This window comes from Sphingomonas sp. QA11 (genome assembly GCF_028473665.1).
GTDB classification, from domain to species: Bacteria; Pseudomonadota; Alphaproteobacteria; order Sphingomonadales; family Sphingomonadaceae; genus Sphingomonas; species Sphingomonas phytovorans.
Genome location: NZ_CP098774.1, coordinates 1,006,594 through 1,025,742, shown reverse-complemented (window position 1 = coordinate 1,025,742; position 19,149 = coordinate 1,006,594). Strand labels below are relative to the sequence as shown.

14 protein-coding genes and 1 pseudogene are annotated in these 19,149 nt (G+C 66.8%); 6 read left to right on the top strand and 9 right to left on the bottom strand.

The features are described from left to right. Positions 1 to 155: 155 nt before the first annotated feature. Together NDN01_RS04840 and NDN01_RS04835 are read right to left on the bottom strand one after the other, a co-directional pair. Entirely contained in the window at positions 156 to 1,427 is a 1,272-nt protein-coding gene (locus NDN01_RS04840; protein ID WP_272626235.1) for an amidohydrolase family protein, read from the bottom strand. Between the two features lie 82 nt (positions 1,428 to 1,509). Then, positions 1,510 to 2,820 carry an MFS transporter gene (locus tag NDN01_RS04835; RefSeq protein ID WP_272626234.1) on the bottom strand — a complete coding sequence of 437 codons (1,311 nt, stop codon included), beginning with the start codon at positions 2,818 to 2,820 and terminating at the stop codon, positions 1,510 to 1,512. Between the two features lie 186 nt (positions 2,821 to 3,006). On the opposite strand from NDN01_RS04835, the gene NDN01_RS04830 reads away from it, so the two are divergent. Together NDN01_RS04830 and lexA are read left to right on the top strand one after the other, a co-directional pair. Beyond that, positions 3,007 to 4,194, top strand: coding sequence for a molybdopterin molybdotransferase MoeA (locus NDN01_RS04830; RefSeq protein ID WP_272626233.1), 1,188 nt, complete (start codon positions 3,007 to 3,009; stop codon positions 4,192 to 4,194). 56 nt (positions 4,195 to 4,250) lie between these two features. After that, positions 4,251 to 4,928 carry a transcriptional repressor LexA gene (lexA, locus tag NDN01_RS04825; RefSeq protein ID WP_272626232.1) on the top strand — a complete coding sequence of 226 codons (678 nt, stop codon included), beginning with the start codon at positions 4,251 to 4,253 and terminating at the stop codon, positions 4,926 to 4,928. Here the strand turns inward: lexA and NDN01_RS04820 are convergent. Continuing rightward, positions 4,900 to 7,113, bottom strand: a pseudogene (locus NDN01_RS04820) (ComEC/Rec2 family competence protein); the annotation flags it as partial. The gene lexA and the pseudogene NDN01_RS04820 overlap by 29 nt on opposite strands. 28 nt (positions 7,114 to 7,141) lie before the next feature. Between NDN01_RS04820 and gltX the strand changes: the two are divergent. Genes gltX through NDN01_RS04805 form a run of 3 tightly spaced genes read left to right on the top strand, consistent with a single transcriptional unit; the run spans position 7,142 to position 10,078 of the window. Next, positions 7,142 to 8,587 (top strand): glutamate--tRNA ligase, encoded by a 1,446-nt coding sequence (gltX, locus tag NDN01_RS04815; RefSeq protein WP_272626231.1) that lies wholly within the window; start codon positions 7,142 to 7,144, stop codon positions 8,585 to 8,587. 22 nt (positions 8,588 to 8,609) lie between these two features. Beyond that, entirely contained in the window at positions 8,610 to 9,893 is a 1,284-nt protein-coding gene (locus NDN01_RS04810; protein WP_272626230.1) for a citrate synthase, read from the top strand. After that, positions 9,893 to 10,078, top strand: a complete 186-nt coding sequence (locus tag NDN01_RS04805; RefSeq protein WP_272626229.1) for a hypothetical protein — start codon at positions 9,893 to 9,895, stop codon at positions 10,076 to 10,078. The genes NDN01_RS04810 and NDN01_RS04805 overlap by 1 nt, the downstream gene beginning before the upstream one ends. Positions 10,079 to 10,488: 410 nt before the next feature. On the opposite strand, the gene NDN01_RS04800 is transcribed toward NDN01_RS04805, so the two are convergent. The 4 genes from NDN01_RS04800 to NDN01_RS04785 are packed head-to-tail and all read right to left on the bottom strand — an operon-like array spanning position 10,489 to position 14,543. Next, on the bottom strand, positions 10,489 to 11,883 hold the full coding sequence (locus NDN01_RS04800) for a sensor histidine kinase (protein WP_272626228.1): 1,395 nt from the start codon (positions 11,881 to 11,883) through the stop codon (positions 10,489 to 10,491). Continuing rightward, positions 11,880 to 12,971: a DUF2336 domain-containing protein gene (locus tag NDN01_RS04795; protein WP_272626227.1), complete on the bottom strand. Its 1,092-nt coding sequence runs from the start codon at positions 12,969 to 12,971 to the stop codon at positions 11,880 to 11,882. Before NDN01_RS04795 ends, NDN01_RS04800 begins: the two co-directional genes overlap by 4 nt. A 56-nt stretch (positions 12,972 to 13,027) precedes the next feature. Next, on the bottom strand, positions 13,028 to 14,191 hold the full coding sequence (locus NDN01_RS04790) for a hypothetical protein (protein WP_272626226.1): 1,164 nt from the start codon (positions 14,189 to 14,191) through the stop codon (positions 13,028 to 13,030). A 58-nt stretch (positions 14,192 to 14,249) separates the two neighbouring features. Beyond that, entirely contained in the window at positions 14,250 to 14,543 is a 294-nt protein-coding gene (locus tag NDN01_RS04785; RefSeq protein WP_272626225.1) for an Hpt domain-containing protein, read from the bottom strand. Positions 14,544 to 14,691: 148 nt separating this feature from the next. Here NDN01_RS04785 and NDN01_RS04780 point away from each other — a divergent pair, with 148 nt between their 5' ends. Further along, positions 14,692 to 16,929, top strand: a complete 2,238-nt coding sequence (locus tag NDN01_RS04780) for a hypothetical protein (protein WP_272626224.1) — start codon at positions 14,692 to 14,694, stop codon at positions 16,927 to 16,929. Between the two features lie 249 nt (positions 16,930 to 17,178). Here NDN01_RS04780 and NDN01_RS04775 read toward each other — a convergent pair whose 3' ends face one another. Together NDN01_RS04775 and der are read right to left on the bottom strand one after the other, a co-directional pair. Continuing rightward, positions 17,179 to 17,550, bottom strand: coding sequence for an Hpt domain-containing protein (locus NDN01_RS04775; protein ID WP_272628029.1), 372 nt, complete (start codon positions 17,548 to 17,550; stop codon positions 17,179 to 17,181). Between the two features lie 188 nt (positions 17,551 to 17,738). Beyond that, positions 17,739 to 19,106 carry a ribosome biogenesis GTPase Der gene (gene der, locus NDN01_RS04770; RefSeq protein ID WP_272626223.1) on the bottom strand — a complete coding sequence of 456 codons (1,368 nt, stop codon included), beginning with the start codon at positions 19,104 to 19,106 and terminating at the stop codon, positions 17,739 to 17,741. Between the last annotated feature and the right edge of the window lie 43 nt (positions 19,107 to 19,149).

Sequence of the window (19,149 nt, the reverse complement as noted above, 5' to 3'; positions counted from 1 at the left end):
TTTTCCGCTGTTATCAATAACAGCGGTAACGCACCATAACCCTTTGAGAACAATTCATAAAATCAGACTAAAATTCCAACATAACAGCGGTAGAAAAAACAACCGTGCCGTTGTCGCGATAACAGGGGAAATCCGGCCGATCGTGGAGCCCGGTTTCAATCCAGCTTGCGGCCTGCGATCCAGACCTGTTCGAGGCTATGGGTATTGCGGATATCGGCCAGCGGATTGGCGCCGAGCACCAGCAGGTCAGCCTGCCGCCCGGGCCGCAAGGTGCCGACCATGTCGTCGATCCGCATCACCTTCGCAGCGCCGCCGGTCGCGGCGACCAGCACTTTCATCGGGGTCAGCCCGGCCTCGACCATCATCTGCATTTCGAGATGCTCGAAATAGCCCTGCCAGCGGCCGGTGGGCGCGCCGGTATCGGTGCCCATCGCGATCGCGACACCGGCATCCGACAGCAGTTTCAGGTTGCGTCTGGCCTGGTCGAGCGCCGGTTTGATCGCCTGGGCGGCGGCGCTCGCCTTCACCCTGGCCTGCGCCTCCGGTTCAAGCAACGCGGCGAGCGGCAGGCGATAGGCCTCTTCCCGGGTGAAGAACGGATCGGTCACGAAATCGGGGGTCGATTCATAGACGAACACCGACAGGTCGCGCGTCAATGTCGGGATATAGCCGACGCCCTTCGCCTTGATCTCGGCGATCAGCGCGGGGTCCACGTCGCGGTCGCGGATGCTGTGGGCGAGGATATCGACGCCGGCATCGACCAGCCCCCTTGTCTCATCGGCGGTGAACATATGCGCGGCGATCCGCAGCTTATCGACATGCGCCTGCTCGATCATCGCGCCATAGACGGCCGGGGTACGGATCGGGGCGTCGGGCGGTCCCTCAAGCCGGATCTTGATGATGTCGACGCCCAGCGCGGCATTGGCCCTCACGGCGGCACGGCCCTCGTCCGGGCTCGTGGCGGTGAGCACAGGGCCAGACACGTAGAGCCGCGCCATGCCCGGGCCGAACGGCGCGGTGCGCAGTTCGTCGCGGAGCTTCACCGTCTCCACCCCGTCATCGCCGAGGCTGTAGACCGTGGTGATGCCGTAGCGGGCGTAAAGCGCGAGCTGGTCGGCAAGCTGGGTGCGCGGCGGGATCGCCGACTTCGCGTCGAAGAACAGATGGCCATGCGCGTTGACGATCCCGGGCATGATCGTCTTGCCCGTCACGTCGATCCGGGTGGCTCCTGCCGGAATCGCGGTGCGCGCACGGGTGCCCACCGCGGTGATCTTGCCGTCGGTCACCACCACCACGCCGTTCGCGATCGGCGCCCGCCCGGTGCCGTCGATCACCCGCGCACCGGTGAAGGCGGTCGTCTCGGCATGAACCGGCGCGATCGCCAGCAACGACAGTGCCCAAAGGCCAAGACCGCTCAGGAATCGCATGCTCTCACCCGCTTATTGCCCCCTCTTATTGCCAAAGCCCGGCGGGAGCATAGCATTCGCATGGCGCTTGGGTAACGCCGGATCAGCCCTCCCCGCCGAGGCGTCGTTTCCGCTCGATGATCCGCACCGCGCCGAAGATCACGAACAGCACGACCGGAATGAGCGCCACGACCTGGAACGAGCGTGTCGCGGCATAGGCAAGCACGTCGTTCAGCACCGGCCCGGGCTGCAATGCGGCGAAGGCGGCTTCGCCCCCTGCCCGCTCCAGCTTGGCCTTATCGTAGATCGCGCCGAGCTTCGGCAGCACCAGCTGGATCGCCATCGCGCCGGCAAAGCCGACCAGCCCGATCGTCCAGGCCCCGCCGCGCGGATAACGATAGGCCACCGCCGCGATCATCGTCGGCCACATGAACGCGACGCCCACCGCCCACACCGTCGCCGCGACCAGCGCCGTCACCGGCGATGAGGCGACACTGAGCAGGTACAGGCCGAGCGCCGCCGGCACCGTGCAGAGCCACAACAGCCCCATGTCGGAGAAGCGATGCGACAGCATTCCAGCGAAGTGGCGCATCACGAACATGATCGCCGAGACATAGACGAGCAGCAGGATGCCCTTCATGCCCACCGTGTGGGTCAGCGCCACGTCCACCCAGGACCCCGGCGCCAGTTCGGCCGAGGCGGTCAGGAACATGATCGCGCAGAAAATCCAGAAGGTCGGGCGCCTGAACGGCACCGCGATCATCTCGCTAAAGCCCACGCCCAGCGCCGCGCTCTCGGTCTTCGGAAATTTCTGGGTGAGCGTCCACAACCCGAAGGCGATGCCAGGCACCGCGATCAGGGCGATGTCCCAGCGCCAGTCGAGCCCAAGCTGCCCGACGCCGATGCTCGCCAGGCCCCCGACGACGATCCCCGCCGGCCACCAGGCATGAAGCACGTTGAGCCTGTGAGTCTTGTCGGCGGGATAGAGCGCCGCGGTCATCGGGTTGATCGATGCCTCGGTGCAGCCCCAGCCCACGCCGGTCAGCGCCATGCCCAGGATGACGAAGGTGCCGACGCCTGCGCCGCTGCCCAGCGTCGGCGCCAGCACCATCAGCACCGATCCGCCGACGAAGCTGCACGCCGCCAGCAGCAGCACCCGCTTCGCCCCGATCACGTCGAGGAACGGGCTCAGCACGAGCAGCGAGAAGGCGAAGCCGCTGAACGCCGCGCCGAGCGCGCCGCCGATCATCTTGCCCGAATTGGCCGGGTCGATCGGATCGAACACCGCCTGGCGGATCGCATCCGACGCGGCCGTCCGCATCGAAAAGGCGACCGCGGCGGTGAACAGCGCCAGCACGCAGATCCAGAACAAGGCTGTACGATTATAGGCGTCAGGCGCCGGTGAGTCCGTCATGCATCATCCCCCGTGACCGCAACCATGGTTGCGCGAAGCACTCCGCCGGCTTGATCGCGGCGGATCTGCTACCGCATGTTTGCTACGACACTGATCGGCCCGTGGGAAGATGATAGCGGTAACTGATATTCTGGCCCGACCGGCCATGTCTCGACCCGCACCGGCGGGGTGGATAGGGAAGGCATCATGAACACCGCGCTGATCCCGGTAGCCGAAGCCCAGACCCGCCTGTTCGCACTCGCCCTCCCCGTGGCGGCGGAAACGGTGCCCTTGCGTGACGCGGCGGGCCGCTGGGTCGCCGGGGACATTCTCGCGTTGCGCACCCAGCCAGCGAGCGACCTTTCGGCGATGGACGGCTATGCGATCCGCTTCGCCGACCTGCCCGGCCCCTTCACCCTGACCGGCGAGAGCGCGGCCGGCCGCCCCTTCGCCGGCGCCATCGGCACGAGGGAGACAGTCCGCATCTTCACCGGCGCGGCAATGCCCGGCGGCGCTGACACCGTGCTGATCCAGGAAGAAGCGGCGCGGGAAGGCGAGCGGGTGCTGCTCTCGGGCGAAGGCCCTAGGGGCCAGGGTGGCAATGTCCGCCGCAAGGGCCTCGACTTCGCCACGGGCGATCGCCTGATCGGCGAGGGTGAGCGCCTTACGCCCGCGCGCATCGCGGTGGCGGCGACCGGCGGCCACGGCGCCCTGCCCGTCATGCGCCGACTGCGCGTCGCGATCGTCGCGACCGGCGATGAGCTGGTCGCCCCCGGCGCGCCGCTTGGGGTCGGCGCATTGCCGGAATCGAACGGCGCGATGCTCGCCGCGATGCTCGCCGACCTGCCCGTGGACGTGATCGATCTCGGCATCCTGCCCGACCGACTCGACACGACCATCGCCGCCTTCGCCGCGGTGGACGCCGACATCCTCGTCACCACCGGCGGCGCCTCGGTCGGCGATCACGATCTTGTCAGGCCGGCGCTGGAAGCCGCGGGCGGGAGCGTCGACTTCTGGCGGATCGCGCTCCGCCCCGGCAAGCCGATGATGGCGGGGCGGCTGAACGGCGCGGTCGTGCTTGGCCTGCCGGGCAACCCGGTCTCGGCCTTCGTCACCGCCTTCCTCTTCCTGCGCCCGCTGATCGCGACCATGTCGGGCGCGCTAGATCCATTCCCCCGCACGGCGACGGCGATCCTCGGCGAGGACCTGCCCGCGAACGATCGCCGCCAGGACTATCTGCGCGCCGCCATCCACGACGGCCGGGCCTTTGCCTCGGGCATTCAGGACAGTTCGATGCTCCTGACGCTCGCCCGCGCCGACTGCCTGATCGTCCGCGCCCCCCATGCTCCGGCGCTTGGCGCGGGGGAGGCGGTGGAAATCCTTCCATTCGCTTGACATGGCACCGGAACATTGCATAAACGTTCCCAGTCTGTTCCGACGGAGGAATTGGGATGCTTACCCGCAAGCAGCATGAGCTGATCTGCTTCATCAACGATCGCCTTGAGGCGAGCGGCGTTTCGCCCTCGTTCGAAGAAATGAAGGAGGCGCTCGACCTCAAGTCCAAATCGGGCGTCCACCGTTTGATCAGTGCGCTTGAGGAACGAAAGTTCATTCGCCGCCTGCCCAATCGCGCCCGCGCGCTCGAAGTGCTGCGCATGCCGGAACGTCCGGAAACGATCCGCAAGACCGCGACCGCCGCCGCTGCGCCGGCCAGCAACTTGAAGAAGATCCCCGAACCCGCGAACGACGTGATCGAGATCCCGCTGCACGGCCGGATCGCGGCAGGCGTGCCGATCGAGGCGTTCGAGGGCCAGTCGATGCTCGCGGTGCCCGCGGCATTGCTCGGCGGCGGCGATCATTATGCGCTTGAGGTGTCCGGTGACTCGATGGTCGATGCCGGCATCCTCGACGGCGACTACGCCCTGATCCGTCGCGCCGACACCGCGCGCGACGGCGAGATCGTCGTGGCGCTGATCGAGGACAGCGAGGCGACCCTCAAATATTTCCGGCGGGAGGGCGCGATGATCCGCCTCGATCCTGCGAACCGCGCTTATGATCCTCAGCGTTATTCCCCCGACCAGGTCCGCGTTCAGGGTAAGCTCGCCGGCCTTCTCCGCCGCTACGTCTGATCGGTACGGGTGCCGCCTCCCGCCAGGGATGGCGGTCGCCCGGCTGAAGCACGGTGGTGACCTGGCCGGTGCGGAGCGTGACGGCGACCCCGCCGGTCTTCGCCAGCATGTCGCGGTCAAGCCGTAACCAGCGTGGACGGCAGCCGTCGGGCAGCCAGCGTTCGCTGACGACGATATCGGCGTTGCCGCATGCAGCGATAAGCTCCCCCGCCGGCACGAGATAAGCGCTCCGCGTCGCGAGGATCCGCCAGGTCCGCCCGCCCGCCTTCTGCTCGACCAGACAGAGATCCCGGCTGCACCGTGCCTCGGGCTGGTCGGAAAGGAACAGGGGCTCGCCGTCCACGCCGCTATTCTCCGACAGCATGTCCGAGGTGTAGTCGCCGACACGCTCGCGCAGCAGCGCCAGTCCGCCGCGCGCGGTGCGGATGGCGACATGCCGGCCGTCCCCGGTGACGAGCAGGTCAGGCGCCGGAATCGACAGCGCCCATGCAGCGCCCATGGTCAGCGGCACAGCGCCAAGCCGCCGCCACCGCGTCCGCCACAACGCGATCCACAGGCCGCCGACCGCCATCAACCCGAACGCTCCACCCGGCATCGCCGGAAGCGCCGCGATCGATCCGGGGATGCTCGCGGTCGCATGCGCGATCCACAACAGCAGATCGAGCGATCGCGCGGTCAGCCACCACAAGGGAGCACCGAGGCCGATCAGGTCGAAGAGCAGCGCCAGTGCCTCGAGCGGCATGGTGATGAAGGTCGTCAATGGAATCGCCACGATATTGGCGATCGCACCATAGATCCCCGCCTTGTGGAAGTGGAACAGCGCGATCGGGATCAACGAAAGCTCGACGACGATACCCGTCAGCAACAGCGACAGCAGCGTGCGGCCGAGCTTGTGCCACCAGGGCTGCTCGCGCGGCGCGAACCAGGCTTTCACGCGCGGATGCTCATGCAACGCGACGATCGCAGCAACCGCCGCGAAGGAAAGCTGGAAGCTCGGCCCGGCCAGCGACTGCGGATAGAGCAGCAGCACGATGAAGGCGCCGGCCGCCACCAGCCGCAAGGTGATCGCCTCCCGTCCCATCGCCATCGCGATCAGTACGAGCAGCGCGGCCACGCATGACCGGATCGTCGGCACCTCCGCACCGGTGAGCAGCGTATAGCCGATGGCCGCGGCGGCGCCCGCCCCGGCAGCGATCAGCGGCAGGCGGAAGCTCAGCGCGAGCCACGGGCTCAGCGCAAGCAGCCGAAGCACCAGCAGCATCACCGCGCCGACCACCGCCGTGATGTGCAGCCCGCTGACCGAAAGGAGATGCGCCAGCCCGGACCGCCGCATCGCCTCGGCATCCTCCTCCGAAATGCCGCCCTGGTCCCCGGTCGCCAGCGCCGCCGCGATCGCCCCGGCCCCGCCCGGCGCGCTCTCCCGGATATGGCGCGACAACCTCTCGCGCAGCCCGGCCCCGCTCGACGTCCCCGGACTGACAATGGTGACTGGCCCGAACCCGCGCCCCGTACCGCCGATCCCGTCGAACCAGGCGACACGGGCATAATCATAGGCGCCGGGTACCGCTGGCTGTGGCGGCGGCATCAATCGAGCCCCAAGCAGGATCGTCGCGCCGCGCGAAAGCCCCGCTGGCACATCCGCCTCGGCCAGGTTGACCCGGACATGCGCGGGCAGTGTTGGAAGATTCCGTTTGGCCCCCGACCTTCCGGGACGTGAAGGGACGGACACGACCCGGACCGGCGCCAGCCTCAGCCTGACCAGATCGCGCGACGGCAGCGGCTCGACCCGCTCCACGCGCGCCTCGAAGGTCACGATCACCGGTCGCGCCAGCGTCCGCCCGTCCGAACTCTCCGCCTGCCACCAGATCAGCACCAGTCCTGCGGCGGCGAGCAGCGCCGCCACCGCCACCACGCGTCCCGTCCGTCCGCCACGCCCGACCGCCATCGCGAACAGCGCCACGCCGGCGAGCGCCAGGACAGACGTCCACCACCAGACAGAATCAGACAGCACGAACCATGCGGCGATGCCGGCGCCGAACGACACCGGCACCCACAGGAAGAGCTGATCGCGCTCGGCCTCGAGCCACAGCTCAAGGGCCGTCTTCCGGGCGCGCAGTCTTTCTCCGGCCGCGATTTGAAGCCGTCGGGGTCGCGTGCTAGGGGCCTCGGCGGCTGTACTGGCCATCGATTTTCAAGTCTGGGAGCAAGCGCGTTTGGGCGCAAGGTCTGATACCGCGGCGGCCGATACCGGCACGCCCGACACGTCCGCAGTGGTGACTCGCTTCGCGCCGTCGCCCACCGGCTATCTGCACATTGGCGGCGCGCGCACCGCGCTGTTCAACTGGCTGTTCGCGCGCCACCACGGCGGCAAGTTCCTGCTGCGCATCGAGGATACCGATCGCGCCCGCTCGACCCAGCCGGCGATCGACGCGATCATCAGTTCGATGAAGTGGCTCGGCCTCGACTGGGACGGCGACGCCGTATTTCAGTTCGAGCGCGCGAAGCGCCATGCCGAAGTCGCCTATCAGATGCTCGATCAGGGCAATGCGTATAAATGCTACGCCACGCCCGACGAGCTGACCGCGCTCCGCGAGAGCCAGAAGGGCGCGGGCAAGCCGATGCGGTATGATGGCCGCTGGCGCGATCGCGATCCGGCCGAGGCGCCCGAGGGCGCCCCTTTCGTCGTCCGGCTGAAGGCGCCGAAGGAAGGCGCGACGACCATCGAGGACAAGGTCCAGGGCTCGGTCACCGTCCAGAACGAGGAGATCGACGATCTCGTCCTGCTCCGCTCCGACGGCACGCCGACCTATATGCTCGCGGTCGTGGTCGACGATCACGATATGGGGGTGACTCACGTCATCCGCGGTGACGACCATCTCAACAACGCGTTCCGGCAATTGCCGATCATCAAGGCGATGGGCTGGCCCGTGCCGGTCTATGCGCATATCCCGATGATCCACGGCAGCGACGGCGGCAAGATGTCGAAGCGCCATGGCGCGGTCGGGGTTGAATATTATCGCGACGAGCTCGGCATCCTGCCCGAGGCGCTGAGCAACTATCTGCTCCGGCTCGGCTGGGGACATGGCGACGATGAGATCATCAGCCGCGAGCAGGCGACTGAGTGGTTCGATCTGGCCGATGTCGGGAAATCACCAAGCAGGTTCGATCTCAAGAAGCTCGAGAACCTGAACGGTCATTATATCCGCAGCGCCGACAATGATCGGCTGGCCGAACTGGTGATCCCGCGACTCGGTTTCGAAATCAGCGAATCGCAAGCCGAATTGCTTCAGCGCAGCATGGAATCGTTGAAGCCCCGCGCGGCGAATCTCAACGATCTTACGTCCGGCGCGGCCTTTCTTTTTCGCACTCGCCCACTGGAAATGGACGGCGATGCAGCATCTCTCCTCTCGGGCGACGCCCCCGCGTTGCTGACGCGACTGCACGCCGCCCTTGACGCGGTTGGCAACTGGGATGCACAGGCTCTCGAAGACGCGGTCCGCCGGGTTGCGGACGATGCGGGAGTGAAGCTTGGTCAGGTCGCGCAGCCGTTGAGGGCGGCGCTGACAGGGCGCAAGACTTCCCCCGGGATTTTCGACGTGCTCGACTTGCTCGGGCGCGAGGAAAGCCTGGGCCGCATCGCCGACCGGATGGCTGCCTGAGAGTTCGAGAAAGGACATATCGATGAGCAAAACCGCGAAGCTGGACGTGGCAGGCACTGCACACGACTATGCGGTGATGTCCGGCAGTACGGGCCCGGATGTCGTCGATATCCGCAAGCTTTACGCCGATACCGGGATGTTCACCTACGATCCCGGCTTCACCTCGACGGCGAGCTGCGAATCGGCGCTCACCTATATCGACGGTGACGAGGGCGTTCTGCTTCACCGCGGCTACCCGATCGGCCAGCTCGCCGAGAGTTCGAGCTTCATGGAAGTGTCGTACCTGCTGCTGAACGGCGAGCTGCCGTCCAAGGACGAACTGAACCACTTCACCTACACCATCACCCGCCACACCATGCTGCACGAGCAGCTCGCGACCTTCTATCGCGGTTTCCGGCGTGACGCCCATCCGATGGCGGTCATGTGCGGCGTGGTCGGCGCATTGTCCGCTTTCTACCACGATTCGGCCGATATCACCGATCCGCACCAGCGCATGATCGCAAGCCACCGGCTGATCGCGAAGATGCCGACGATCGCGGCGATGGCGTATAAATATTCGGTCGGCCAGCCCTTCCTCTACCCCGACAACCGCCTGTCCTACACGGGCAATTTCCTGCGCATGACCTTCGGTGTTCCGGCCGAGGAATATGTCGTCAACCCGATCGTGGAGAAGGCGCTCGACCGCATCTTCATCCTCCATGCCGATCATGAGCAGAACGCGTCGACCTCGACCGTCCGGCTCGCCGGCTCGTCGGGCGCGAACCCCTTTGCCTGCATCGCGGCGGGCATCGCCTGCCTGTGGGGCCCGGCGCATGGCGGCGCGAACGAGGCGGCGCTCAACATGCTGCGCGAGATCGGCACCGTCGATCGCATCCCGCACTATATCGAGCGCGCCAAGGACAAGAACGACCCGTTCCGCCTGATGGGCTTCGGCCACCGCGTCTACAAGAACTACGATCCGCGCGCGACGGTGATGCAGCAGACCGTGCGCGAGGTGCTCGGCGCGCTGGGCGTCAACGATCCCGTGTTCGACGTGGCACTTCACCTCGAGGAAATGGCGCTCAACGATCCCTATTTCATCGAGAAGAAGCTCTTCCCGAACGTCGATTTCTATTCGGGCGTGATCCTGTCGGCGATCGGCTTCCCGACGACGATGTTTACCGCCTTGTTCGCCCTGGCCCGCACGGTGGGCTGGGTCGCGCAGTGGAACGAGATGATCTCCGATCCGGCCCAGAAGATCGGTCGCCCGCGCCAACTCTATACCGGGCCGACGCAGCGCGATTACCTCCCCGTCGACCAACGCTGATGCGCGCGGCAGTCACCATCCTCGGCATCCTGGTGCTGTTGATGGGGCTGCTGTGGATCGGCCAGGGTACCGGCTACATCCAGTGGCCGGCATCCAGCTTCATGATCGACCAGCGCATATGGGCGCTGTGGGGCGGGCTGCTCGGGGTGGTCGGGATCGTGCTGATCCGGATCGGGCGACGGTAGCGCCAGTTCGATTGGGTGGCCCCCTCCCGTTCGCCCCGGACTTGATCGGAGGCTGTCCAAGCCTCGCTCTTTTCTTCTGCGGAAGCGAGGCCAGCCCCTCGCTCTCCCCAATGGTTCCCCGTCGATTCAACTGAGATGGAATTCGCCGCAGGATGGCGCTGGACGGAACTCTCAAGCACCGCGCCGCGCTCTTTCTCACAGTCGCAGCAATGAATTTCCCTGTTCGGGCGGGAATTTTCCCTGTTATCCGGACGCAATTCCCTGTTATCCGATAACAGGGAATTCACTTATAAGTGACTGTAACCTCACACGGATTTCCGATCAAAACCGCGCGCGCCGGCCGAGAATAAATTAAATTCCCTGTTATTTCCCTGTTACCGCGCCCGGAACAGGGAAATCCGGCGCCACGATCAGTCCCGATAAGGCAGCGTGAAGACGAACCGCGCGCCCTGCCCCGGCGCGCTGTCGACCGTCACGTCGCCGCCCATTGCCCGCGCGAGCCTGCGCGCGATGTAGAGGCCAAGGCCCGAACCACCCGGTTCGCGCGGGTCGACCCGCTCGAATTTCTCGAAGATACGCGCCTGGTCGGCGGGCGCGATGCCCTTGCCCTGATCAGCCACGATCACCGCCGCGACGCCGTTCTCGCGCTCGGTGCGGATCCACACCATGCCTTCGCGCGGCGAATAGCGCACCGCATTGCCGATCAGGTTCACTAGCACCTGGAGCGCTCGACGGAACTCGCCCGTCGCGGGCAGCATGTCCTGCGGCGCGGGCTTGTCGATACGGACCTGCGCTTCCGACGCCCGCACACCCAGCAGACCGGCAGCACGCCGCGCGACATCGGCGAGGTCGACCGGTTCCTTCGCCACGACGAAATCCGGGCGCTCGATCGCTTGGAGGTCGACGAGATCGTCGACAAGCCCCATCAGGTGCCGTCCGGCACTCGCGATATCGGCGGCATAATCCGCATAGTCCTGGCGCAACGGTCCTTCCGACTGCGCGTTGATGCTGTCGGCATTGGCGATGATGCGGCCGAGCGGGCTGCGCAACGCCTGGTCGAGCCGCGCCGCGAAGGCATCGGTCAGGTCCTCGGGAACCTCCTCGGGCTCGGGCCGGTGCGCGGCGACCGGCGCCCCGTCAGTCACGTCGTCGATCATGTGCGCGGCACCGATGAAACCGGCAAAGGCGCCGCCGGCATCGGTGCGCGGCGTGGCTGAGAGGCGGAGCGGACGTCCTGTCGCACGAAGCGTCGCGCTCTGCCCGTCGAACCGCTGATGCATTGCGAGCCCGCCCAGGATCGGGAAGGAACCCTCTTGGTCCTCGCCGAGCGCGAACAGGCGTGTCAGCGGCTGTCCGAGCATCGCCGCGGCATCGAACCCGTGCTTCGTGCCGGCGCTGATCGACAGGAAGGTGACGCGCAGCGCCGAATCCGTTTCCCACGACCAGTCGGCCGCGCTGCGCAGGAAATCACCCTCGCGCTCGCCCTGCATCGCCTCCGGATACCAGGCGGCGCGGCTACGCCAGCCAGTGATCATCAGGTGAACGCCACGCGCCTCGGGTTCGGCGCGGACCCATAATTCGACATCGTCGTCGCCATCCGCCGCGACCACGCCGCGCGAGACGAGGATGCCGAGCCGTTGCGCGAGCCGGGCCAGCGTCGCGATCTGCGGAATCGCGACCGGCTGGCCGATGCCGCCGCCGGCGCGCAGGTTGAGGTCCATCAGGCGCTGGTCGGCCTCGACCAGCCGGCCGGCGCGATCGACCAGCCCGCGCACGGGCGGCAACATCGGATCGGTCACGTTCATGGCCGTGCCCTTCGTCCGAGCGCGAGCAGGGCCGCGCGATAATCGGGATGCAGCAGCAACGGCATGAGCGCCGCACGCGCCGTTGCCGATGGTGTCGCCGCGATGCCGTCGAGCCCCTCGGCAAAACTGTCGAGATCGCGCCGGGGATCGGCCTCGCTCAACGCCAGCCCGATCCGCGCGATCGATTCGCGGTCAAGCTCCAGCGCGCGCAACACCAGCCACAGACGATCCCCGGCGGGATCGAGCACGATCTCGCGCGCGTCGGCATAATCAAGGCCAAGCGCATGGGCGATCAGCGCCACGAACAGGGAGAGACGGCGATCAGCCAGGGTTTCGACCAGCAGCGGCGCCAGTTCGTCGGCGCGCGCGTCAAGGGCTGCCGCAAGGCGCATCGCCACCGCTTCGAGCCGATCCCCCTCGTCATGGGAGGAAACGCTGCGCAAGGCCGCGTCGATGAGCGCACGGTCAAGCACCGGCAGGGTGTCGCCCGCTTCATCCGCGAAATGCTCGCGGAGCGCCGCGGCAGTCAACCAGGTCAGGCGATGATGAAGTTCGGCGGGAAGGTCGGTGCGCGTCGCCATCGCCTCCGGGTCGCCCTGCCGCCGGCTTTCGGCGGCGAGCAGCCCCATCGCCGCGCCGGCGACCACGCCGTCGGGATTCTGGATCAGCCGGGCAAGTAGGCTGGCGCGATCGGGATCCTCCGGTGCGGCAACAGGCAGGGCGCCGGCAAGCACGTCCTGGCGCGCGCGGCCGACCAGTTCACGCATCAGTTCGACATCCCGCAACTGTCCGGCAGAGACCAGCCGGTCCTGAACGAGAGGCCCGCCCGTCGCCAATGCGTCGGCGAGTGCCGGTTCACCGCGCGCAGCGAGCAGACGCGCGGCATGTTGTCGCACGGCGCTTTCGACGGCCGACACGAGACCGGCAAGCGTCCCGCCGAGTGCCGAGCGCGATCGCTCGTCAAGCCGCGATTCGGCGGGAAGGAAAAAATCGTCGATGGCGACCGCCAGTCTTTCATCAGCGCACAGGTCCGCGGCCGCCGCGCGAGCGAGCAGCCGGCCGGCACCCCATTGAGTGCCATCATCCATGTCGCCAACATCCCTCGACATGTGCCTCTGCTACGGGATTTGTCGTTAAGACGAGCCTAAGGCTTTTCGCGAAACGCCTCAATGGCGCCGCCGAGTGTCGTGAAAGCATAGATTCCCGCAGCGATCAGGGCAGCAAGCGGCTGTCCCGCCGCGACAAGGGGCACCATCAGCATCGGATAGGCGACCGGGCTCGCCCACCAGCGGCGGCGGATTCGCGCGCTGCCGGCTCGCTCGACAAGCCCCGCCGCGACAATGCCGCTTCCGGCCGCGACTAGACCTGCAGCCGAATCGCCCCCCAGGATCAATGCGGACAGCGCCGGTATGCCCAGCATGGCACCTTGCTGGACCCGTAGCTCGATCGTCTCATCGCGCAGCGCCGAAGCGGTCACCCCGATCGCAAGCGCGACCATCGCGACGATGGTCAACGCAAGACCAGTAAGCGGCCAAGCGAAATGCAGCGCAGCGAACCCGGCCAGCGCCAGAACGAAACCGAGCGCAGTGACCGCGATGCTGGGCACGCTCCGCCCGACCAGATGCGGCAGCGCGAGCCGTGCCAGCGGTGCCAGCAGGAACCGATCCGCCCAGGGGACCGGCACCGGCGCGAGAGCGGAAAGAATCGCCCTGCCCCGTTCGGCCAGTCGGCGCGAATCGCGTTCGATGCCGTGCGCCCCGCCCGCCGCGCCGGCCGGCAGCCGGATGTTCGCGGGGCCAGCCTGCGCCGCAACACGCAGCAGGGTCGACTGGAAATCATAATCCTTGGGCATCGCCGCCACTTCGGCGATCCGCTTCGGATCGAGCAGGGCCAGCCCTGCCCAGGCGGTCAGCGCACCGACCCGCTCGAACGGACCGCCGCTGCCCTGGTCATCGGTGACCATCAGGGCCTCGCCGGTTTCGGCCGCGAGCGAGGACACCACCTCGCCGGTCGTCATCACCCCATCGGCGACGACAAGGACCCGTGACAACGGATGCAGCTTCTCAATCGCCTCCGCCGCCGTGCGGACCGCGTCGACCGACGCGCCGCGCCGTCCGATCCGGTTGATCGCCCCCAACAGCTCCGGCGTAAGGCGTGCAATGACGAGGACGATTTGCGACGCCCCCGCCGCGACGAGCAGCCGCGCCTGGAACTCGATCAGGGTCAACCCGCCGAACGGCAGGGTCGCGGCAAGCGTACCGGGCCGGTCATCGGCATCCTCGGTCGCGAAAATCAGCCCGGCCAACATGCTGGGCTGTTAGGCGGAACAACCACCAATGGCAAAGGTGCCGGAAAACCGCAGCGATTCAGAGGCGTTCGGCGGCCCGGCGCAGACGGCGGAGCAGGTTGACGTCCTGCGGTTCGGCATCGGCGGCCTCGGATGCGATCGCCATGAGGCGGATCGCGCCGAAGCTCGCGGCAAGGCCCTTGAGGCGCGCCGCGGCGCTGCGCCATTCATCCCCGTTCCGCGCGCGCTCAAGGTTGCCGAGACCGCGCTGGACGCCGTCGAGAAAGGCTTCACGCAGCTCCGCAATCAGCTGGGGCTCGTCGCCCACCGCTGCCGCCAGAGTCGCATCGATTGCACCAGGATCATAGGCCATGCCTGTATTTCTACAGGGAAGCGCTTAAAGGAAGGTTTCGCTATTCGCTTCCCGAAGGCGGAAATCATGGTAAACAGCTGATATGAACGGGGGTTCGCGCATTATTGATCTTCGGCCAGGACAAGGCCCCGCCGCGCCTTTCGAGGACGTGTCGGCGCCCGCGCCCGCCAGTCTCGAACCGCTAGAACTCCGTCAGGCCATCGAGGATGCCGGAGACGAGCCGGAGCCGCAACCCGGCCGCTGGATCGTTCCCTCGCTGGCCGTGCTGGTTTCGCTCGGCTGGATCGCCGGCATGCTGTGGTTTGCCTGGCCAAGCCTCCAACGCGCGCTGCCGATCGAACTTGCCGGATTCATCGCCGCGCTATGCGTTCCGCCAGCGCTGATCGGCATCCTGATGCTGCTCGCGCTGCGCACCAGCACAGCGGAAGCCGAGCGCTTCGGGCGTACCGCCAGTGCCATGCGCGCCGAAGCGGCAAGCTTGGAGCGCACGGTCGCCGCGCTCTCGCAAACGATCGACGCGAATCGCACGAAGCTCGCGGAACAGACCAGCAGCCTGATGGCCATGGGAGATGGCGCGGTCGCAAAGCTTGCCACCGTCGGGACCGGCATCGCCGAGCAGGTCAACCTCGCCGACGATCGCGCCCACAGGCTGGCCGCCGCCGCCGCCGCCACTGAAACCAGCCTCGGTGTATTGCTTGCCACCTTGCCCAAGGCCCATGGCGAAACCGAGGATCTGGCCAGGCTCCTCGAACAGACCGGGATTTCCGCGGGCAAATATGCCAGCGCGCTTGACGCGCAGCTCGTCGCCCTGGCCGAGCGCGGCCGCGAGGCTGATGCCGTCGCGGGCGGCGCAGCCCAGAAGCTCGCCGCGCATATCACGCGCATGGAGGCGACCAGCGAAACCGCCGGCGCGCGCCTCGAAACGGTCACGGGCGAGATGTCGGCCGCAGTCGACGGATTGCTCGGGCGCACCGCAGGCGCGGTCGACGAAGCGCGCAAGGGCATCGCCACGCAGGGCGAAGCGATGCTGGCGATGCTGGGCACCAACCAGGCGGCCCTCGACCGGATCAGCCGCGACAGCGCCGAGGCTCTCGCCGCGCGCATTGCCGCCATCGAGGAGATCATCGATCGTATCGGTGCGCGACTCGGCGAACAGCGTTCCGCCAGCGAGATGGTGATCGGCGAACTCGATACCGGCCTCACCCGCGTCTCACGGCAACTCGACGCGCTTCACGCCCAGGGCGTCGACCGTACCCAGACCCTCGCTGCGTCGATCAGCGCGCTGGGCGGTTCGGCCGACGCGATGACCGAGGCGTTGAAGACGGGCGATGCCATGGCGACCTCGGCGATCAGCACCACCGAGAACCTGCTGATCGCGCTCGACGCAGCCGCACGGGAGATCGACGAGACCCTTCCCGATGCGCTGGCCCGGCTCGACGGCAGGATTGCCGACAGCCGGCGTGTGGTCGGCGATGCGAAGCCCGAACTGCTCGCGCTCGTCACTGCCGCGGAAAGCACTCATGACGCGATCGAGGCGATCGCCCATGTCATCGCCGGACAGCGCGACACGCTCGACAAGCTGTCGAGCAAGCTGATCGAAACGCTCAACAGCGGCCGCACCAAGGCCGACGCGCTAGGCGACATGGTGGAGGAGACGATCGGGCGCACCCATCGCTTCGCCGAGGAAGCGGCGCCCCGTCTGGTCGAGGCGTTGCTGCGCGTCCGCGATACTGCCAGCGCGGCGGCAGACCGCGCGCGCGAGACGCTTGCGACGGTGATTCCCGAAGCGGCAATGGCCCTGGAGAACGCCAGCGCTGACGCGATGCGTCGCGCTTCCTCGACCGCCCTGGAACACCAGATCGCGGCGATCGTCGAGGCTGGCGAGGCAGCGGCGGAGGCAGCCCAGCGCACCTCCGAGCGGCTGACCCGTCAGATGCTCGCCATCGCCGATTCGACCTCCACGGTCGAAAGCCGGATCGCGGAGGCCCGCACCGAGCGCGAGAATGCCGACAAGGATACCTTCGCCCGTCGGGTTTCCCTGCTGATCGAATCACTCAACTCGGCATCGATCGACATCACCAAATCTTTCTCCGCCGACGTATCGGACAGCGCGTGGTCGGCCTATCTCAAGGGCGATCGCGGCGTGTTCACCCGTCGCGCGGTACGCCTGCTCGACACCGGCGAGGCACGCGAGATCGTACGGCTCTACGACGAAGACGCGGCGTTCCGCGAACAGGTCAACCGCTACATCCACGATTTCGAGGCGATGCTGCGTGCGATCCTGGCGCAGCGCGACGGGTCGCCGCTCGGCGTTACATTGCTGTCGTCGGACATGGGCAAGCTCTACGTCGCACTCGCCCAGGCAATCGAACGGCTGAGAAACTAGGAGCGACGGCGTAGCCAGTCTCTGACAGCCTGTCCCCAACAGGCGACTTATCGAGTTCAGCATCCAACTCAGCGTTCTTTGCGCCCTCCGCGCGAACACTTCCCTTTGCTATGACCGCACCCGTGACATGAATGCGGATCAGACCTGACACACCCGCGCACGAAATCGGTGGCAGCCGTTTCCGCTCAGCGAGCGGGGATCGGAAACAGACGAAGCACCATCAATGAACCATGTCGATGCCCTGACAGATCAGAGCGCGCGGCGACCGAAGACAGGTCGGCGTTCGACCAGTGGGTTCGATTCGCGCTCAAGCATTTCCAGCGTGTTTTCGAACAGCGGTCGGAGTTCGACGACCGATTGAAGCGCCTCGTCGGGTGTATCGCGATTCTCGACGCAGTCACGGGCGATCGTCTCGATCTTCTCGGCCAGCGCGCCGAGCGGCTCGGCACCGAACTGGCGAGCCTCCCCCTTCAGCGTGTGTGCCGGGATGACCATCGCCGCGGCATTGAGCGCCCGCATGGCCGCTTCGATCGCGGCGACCGATTTCACGCCGTCCTCCCGGAAATATCCGAGGATGCGCACGAAGCCTGCGCCAAGCTCGGTGCGAGCTTGCGAAAACATCGTCCAGTCAACCAGGCCGCGATCTTCGACAGACACCGCATTCTCCTACTTCGGGGCCACCAAGACCGCGAAGATGTCCCCCGTTTCTAGACAAACGAGGTAAAGGATGAGTTGACGCAGCCCGGGCCAATCGACCGAAAGGCTCGGTAAATCCTTGTTTAATCCAGTTGCGAGCGACTCGACTGCCTCTAGCGGTCGAACGGATTCTTCGGGGCGCGCAAGGTCAGCCGTACAGGCACCGCACCGAAGCCGAGATCGCGCCGAATACCGTTGATCAGGTAGCGCTGATAACTGGCCGGCAACTGGTCGACACGCGTGCCGAACAGCACGAAGCCGGGCGGACGGGTCTTGGCCTGAGTCAGATAGCGCAGCTTGATCCGCTTGCCGCCGGGCGCGGGCGGCGGATTGGCCTCGATCGCTTTCTCGAACCAGCGATTGAGTTCACCGGTGCCGATACGGCGGGACCACGCCTCACGCGTCTCGAACGCGACTTTCACCAGCGTGTCGATGCCCTTGCCGGTCGCCGCCGAAACAGTGAGCACCGGAATGCCCTTCACCTGCGACAGCCCTTCTTCCAGCGCCCCGCGGATGCCGTTGAACAGGCTGCTGGCATTCTCCGCCACATCCCATTTGTTGATCGCGACAACCAGCGCCCGGCCTTCCTGCAGCGCAGCATCCGCGATGCGCAGATCCTGCGCTTCCAGCCCGCGCGTCGCATCGAGCAGCAGCACCACCACTTCGGCAAAATCGATCGCGTGGAGCGCATCGGCGACCGACAGCTTTTCCAGCTTGTCCTGCACATTGGCACGCTTGCGCATGCCGGCGGTGTCGATCAGCCGGACGGCGCGCGGCTCCCCCTCAGGACCGTGCCAGGTCCAGTCGATCGCGATGGAGTCACGGGTGATCCCAGCCTCGGGGCCGGTGATGAGCCGTTCCTCGCCAAGCATGCGATTGATCAGCGTCGATTTCCCCGCATTGGGCCGGCCGATGATGGCAAGCTTCAGCGGCGCGTCGAGGCTGTCTTCTTCCTCCTCGGCAGCCTCGGCGTCCTCGTCACGCTCGACATGGGGAAGCAGCGCTTCGAACAGCTCGACCAACCCTTCGCCATGCTCGGCCGAGAGCACGACGGGATCGCCGAACCCGAGCGACAGCGATTCGAGGATGCCACTTTCGCCCGCCCGGCCCTCGGCCTTGTTGGCGACCAGGATAACGGGGGTCTTCGAACCGCGCAGCCAGCGTGCGATTTCCTCGTCCAGCGGGACTAGGCCGGCACGGGCATCGATCAGGAACAGCGCGACATCGGCCTGCGCCACGGCGGCCTCGGTTTGGGCACGCATCCGGCCGGGCAACGATGCCGCATCCTGATCTTCATAACCGGCGGTATCGATGACCCGGAATTCCAGGCCGACCAGGGTCGCATCGCCCTCCCGCCGGTCGCGCGTGACACCAGGACGATCGTCGACCAGCGCGAGCTTCTTGCCGACGAGGCGGTTGAACAGTGTCGATTTGCCGACGTTGGGCCGGCCGATGATCGCGACCACGGGAAGATTGGGCATGGCGCGCCTTACCCTGCTATGCCGCGTTCGTCACCCCGGAGTC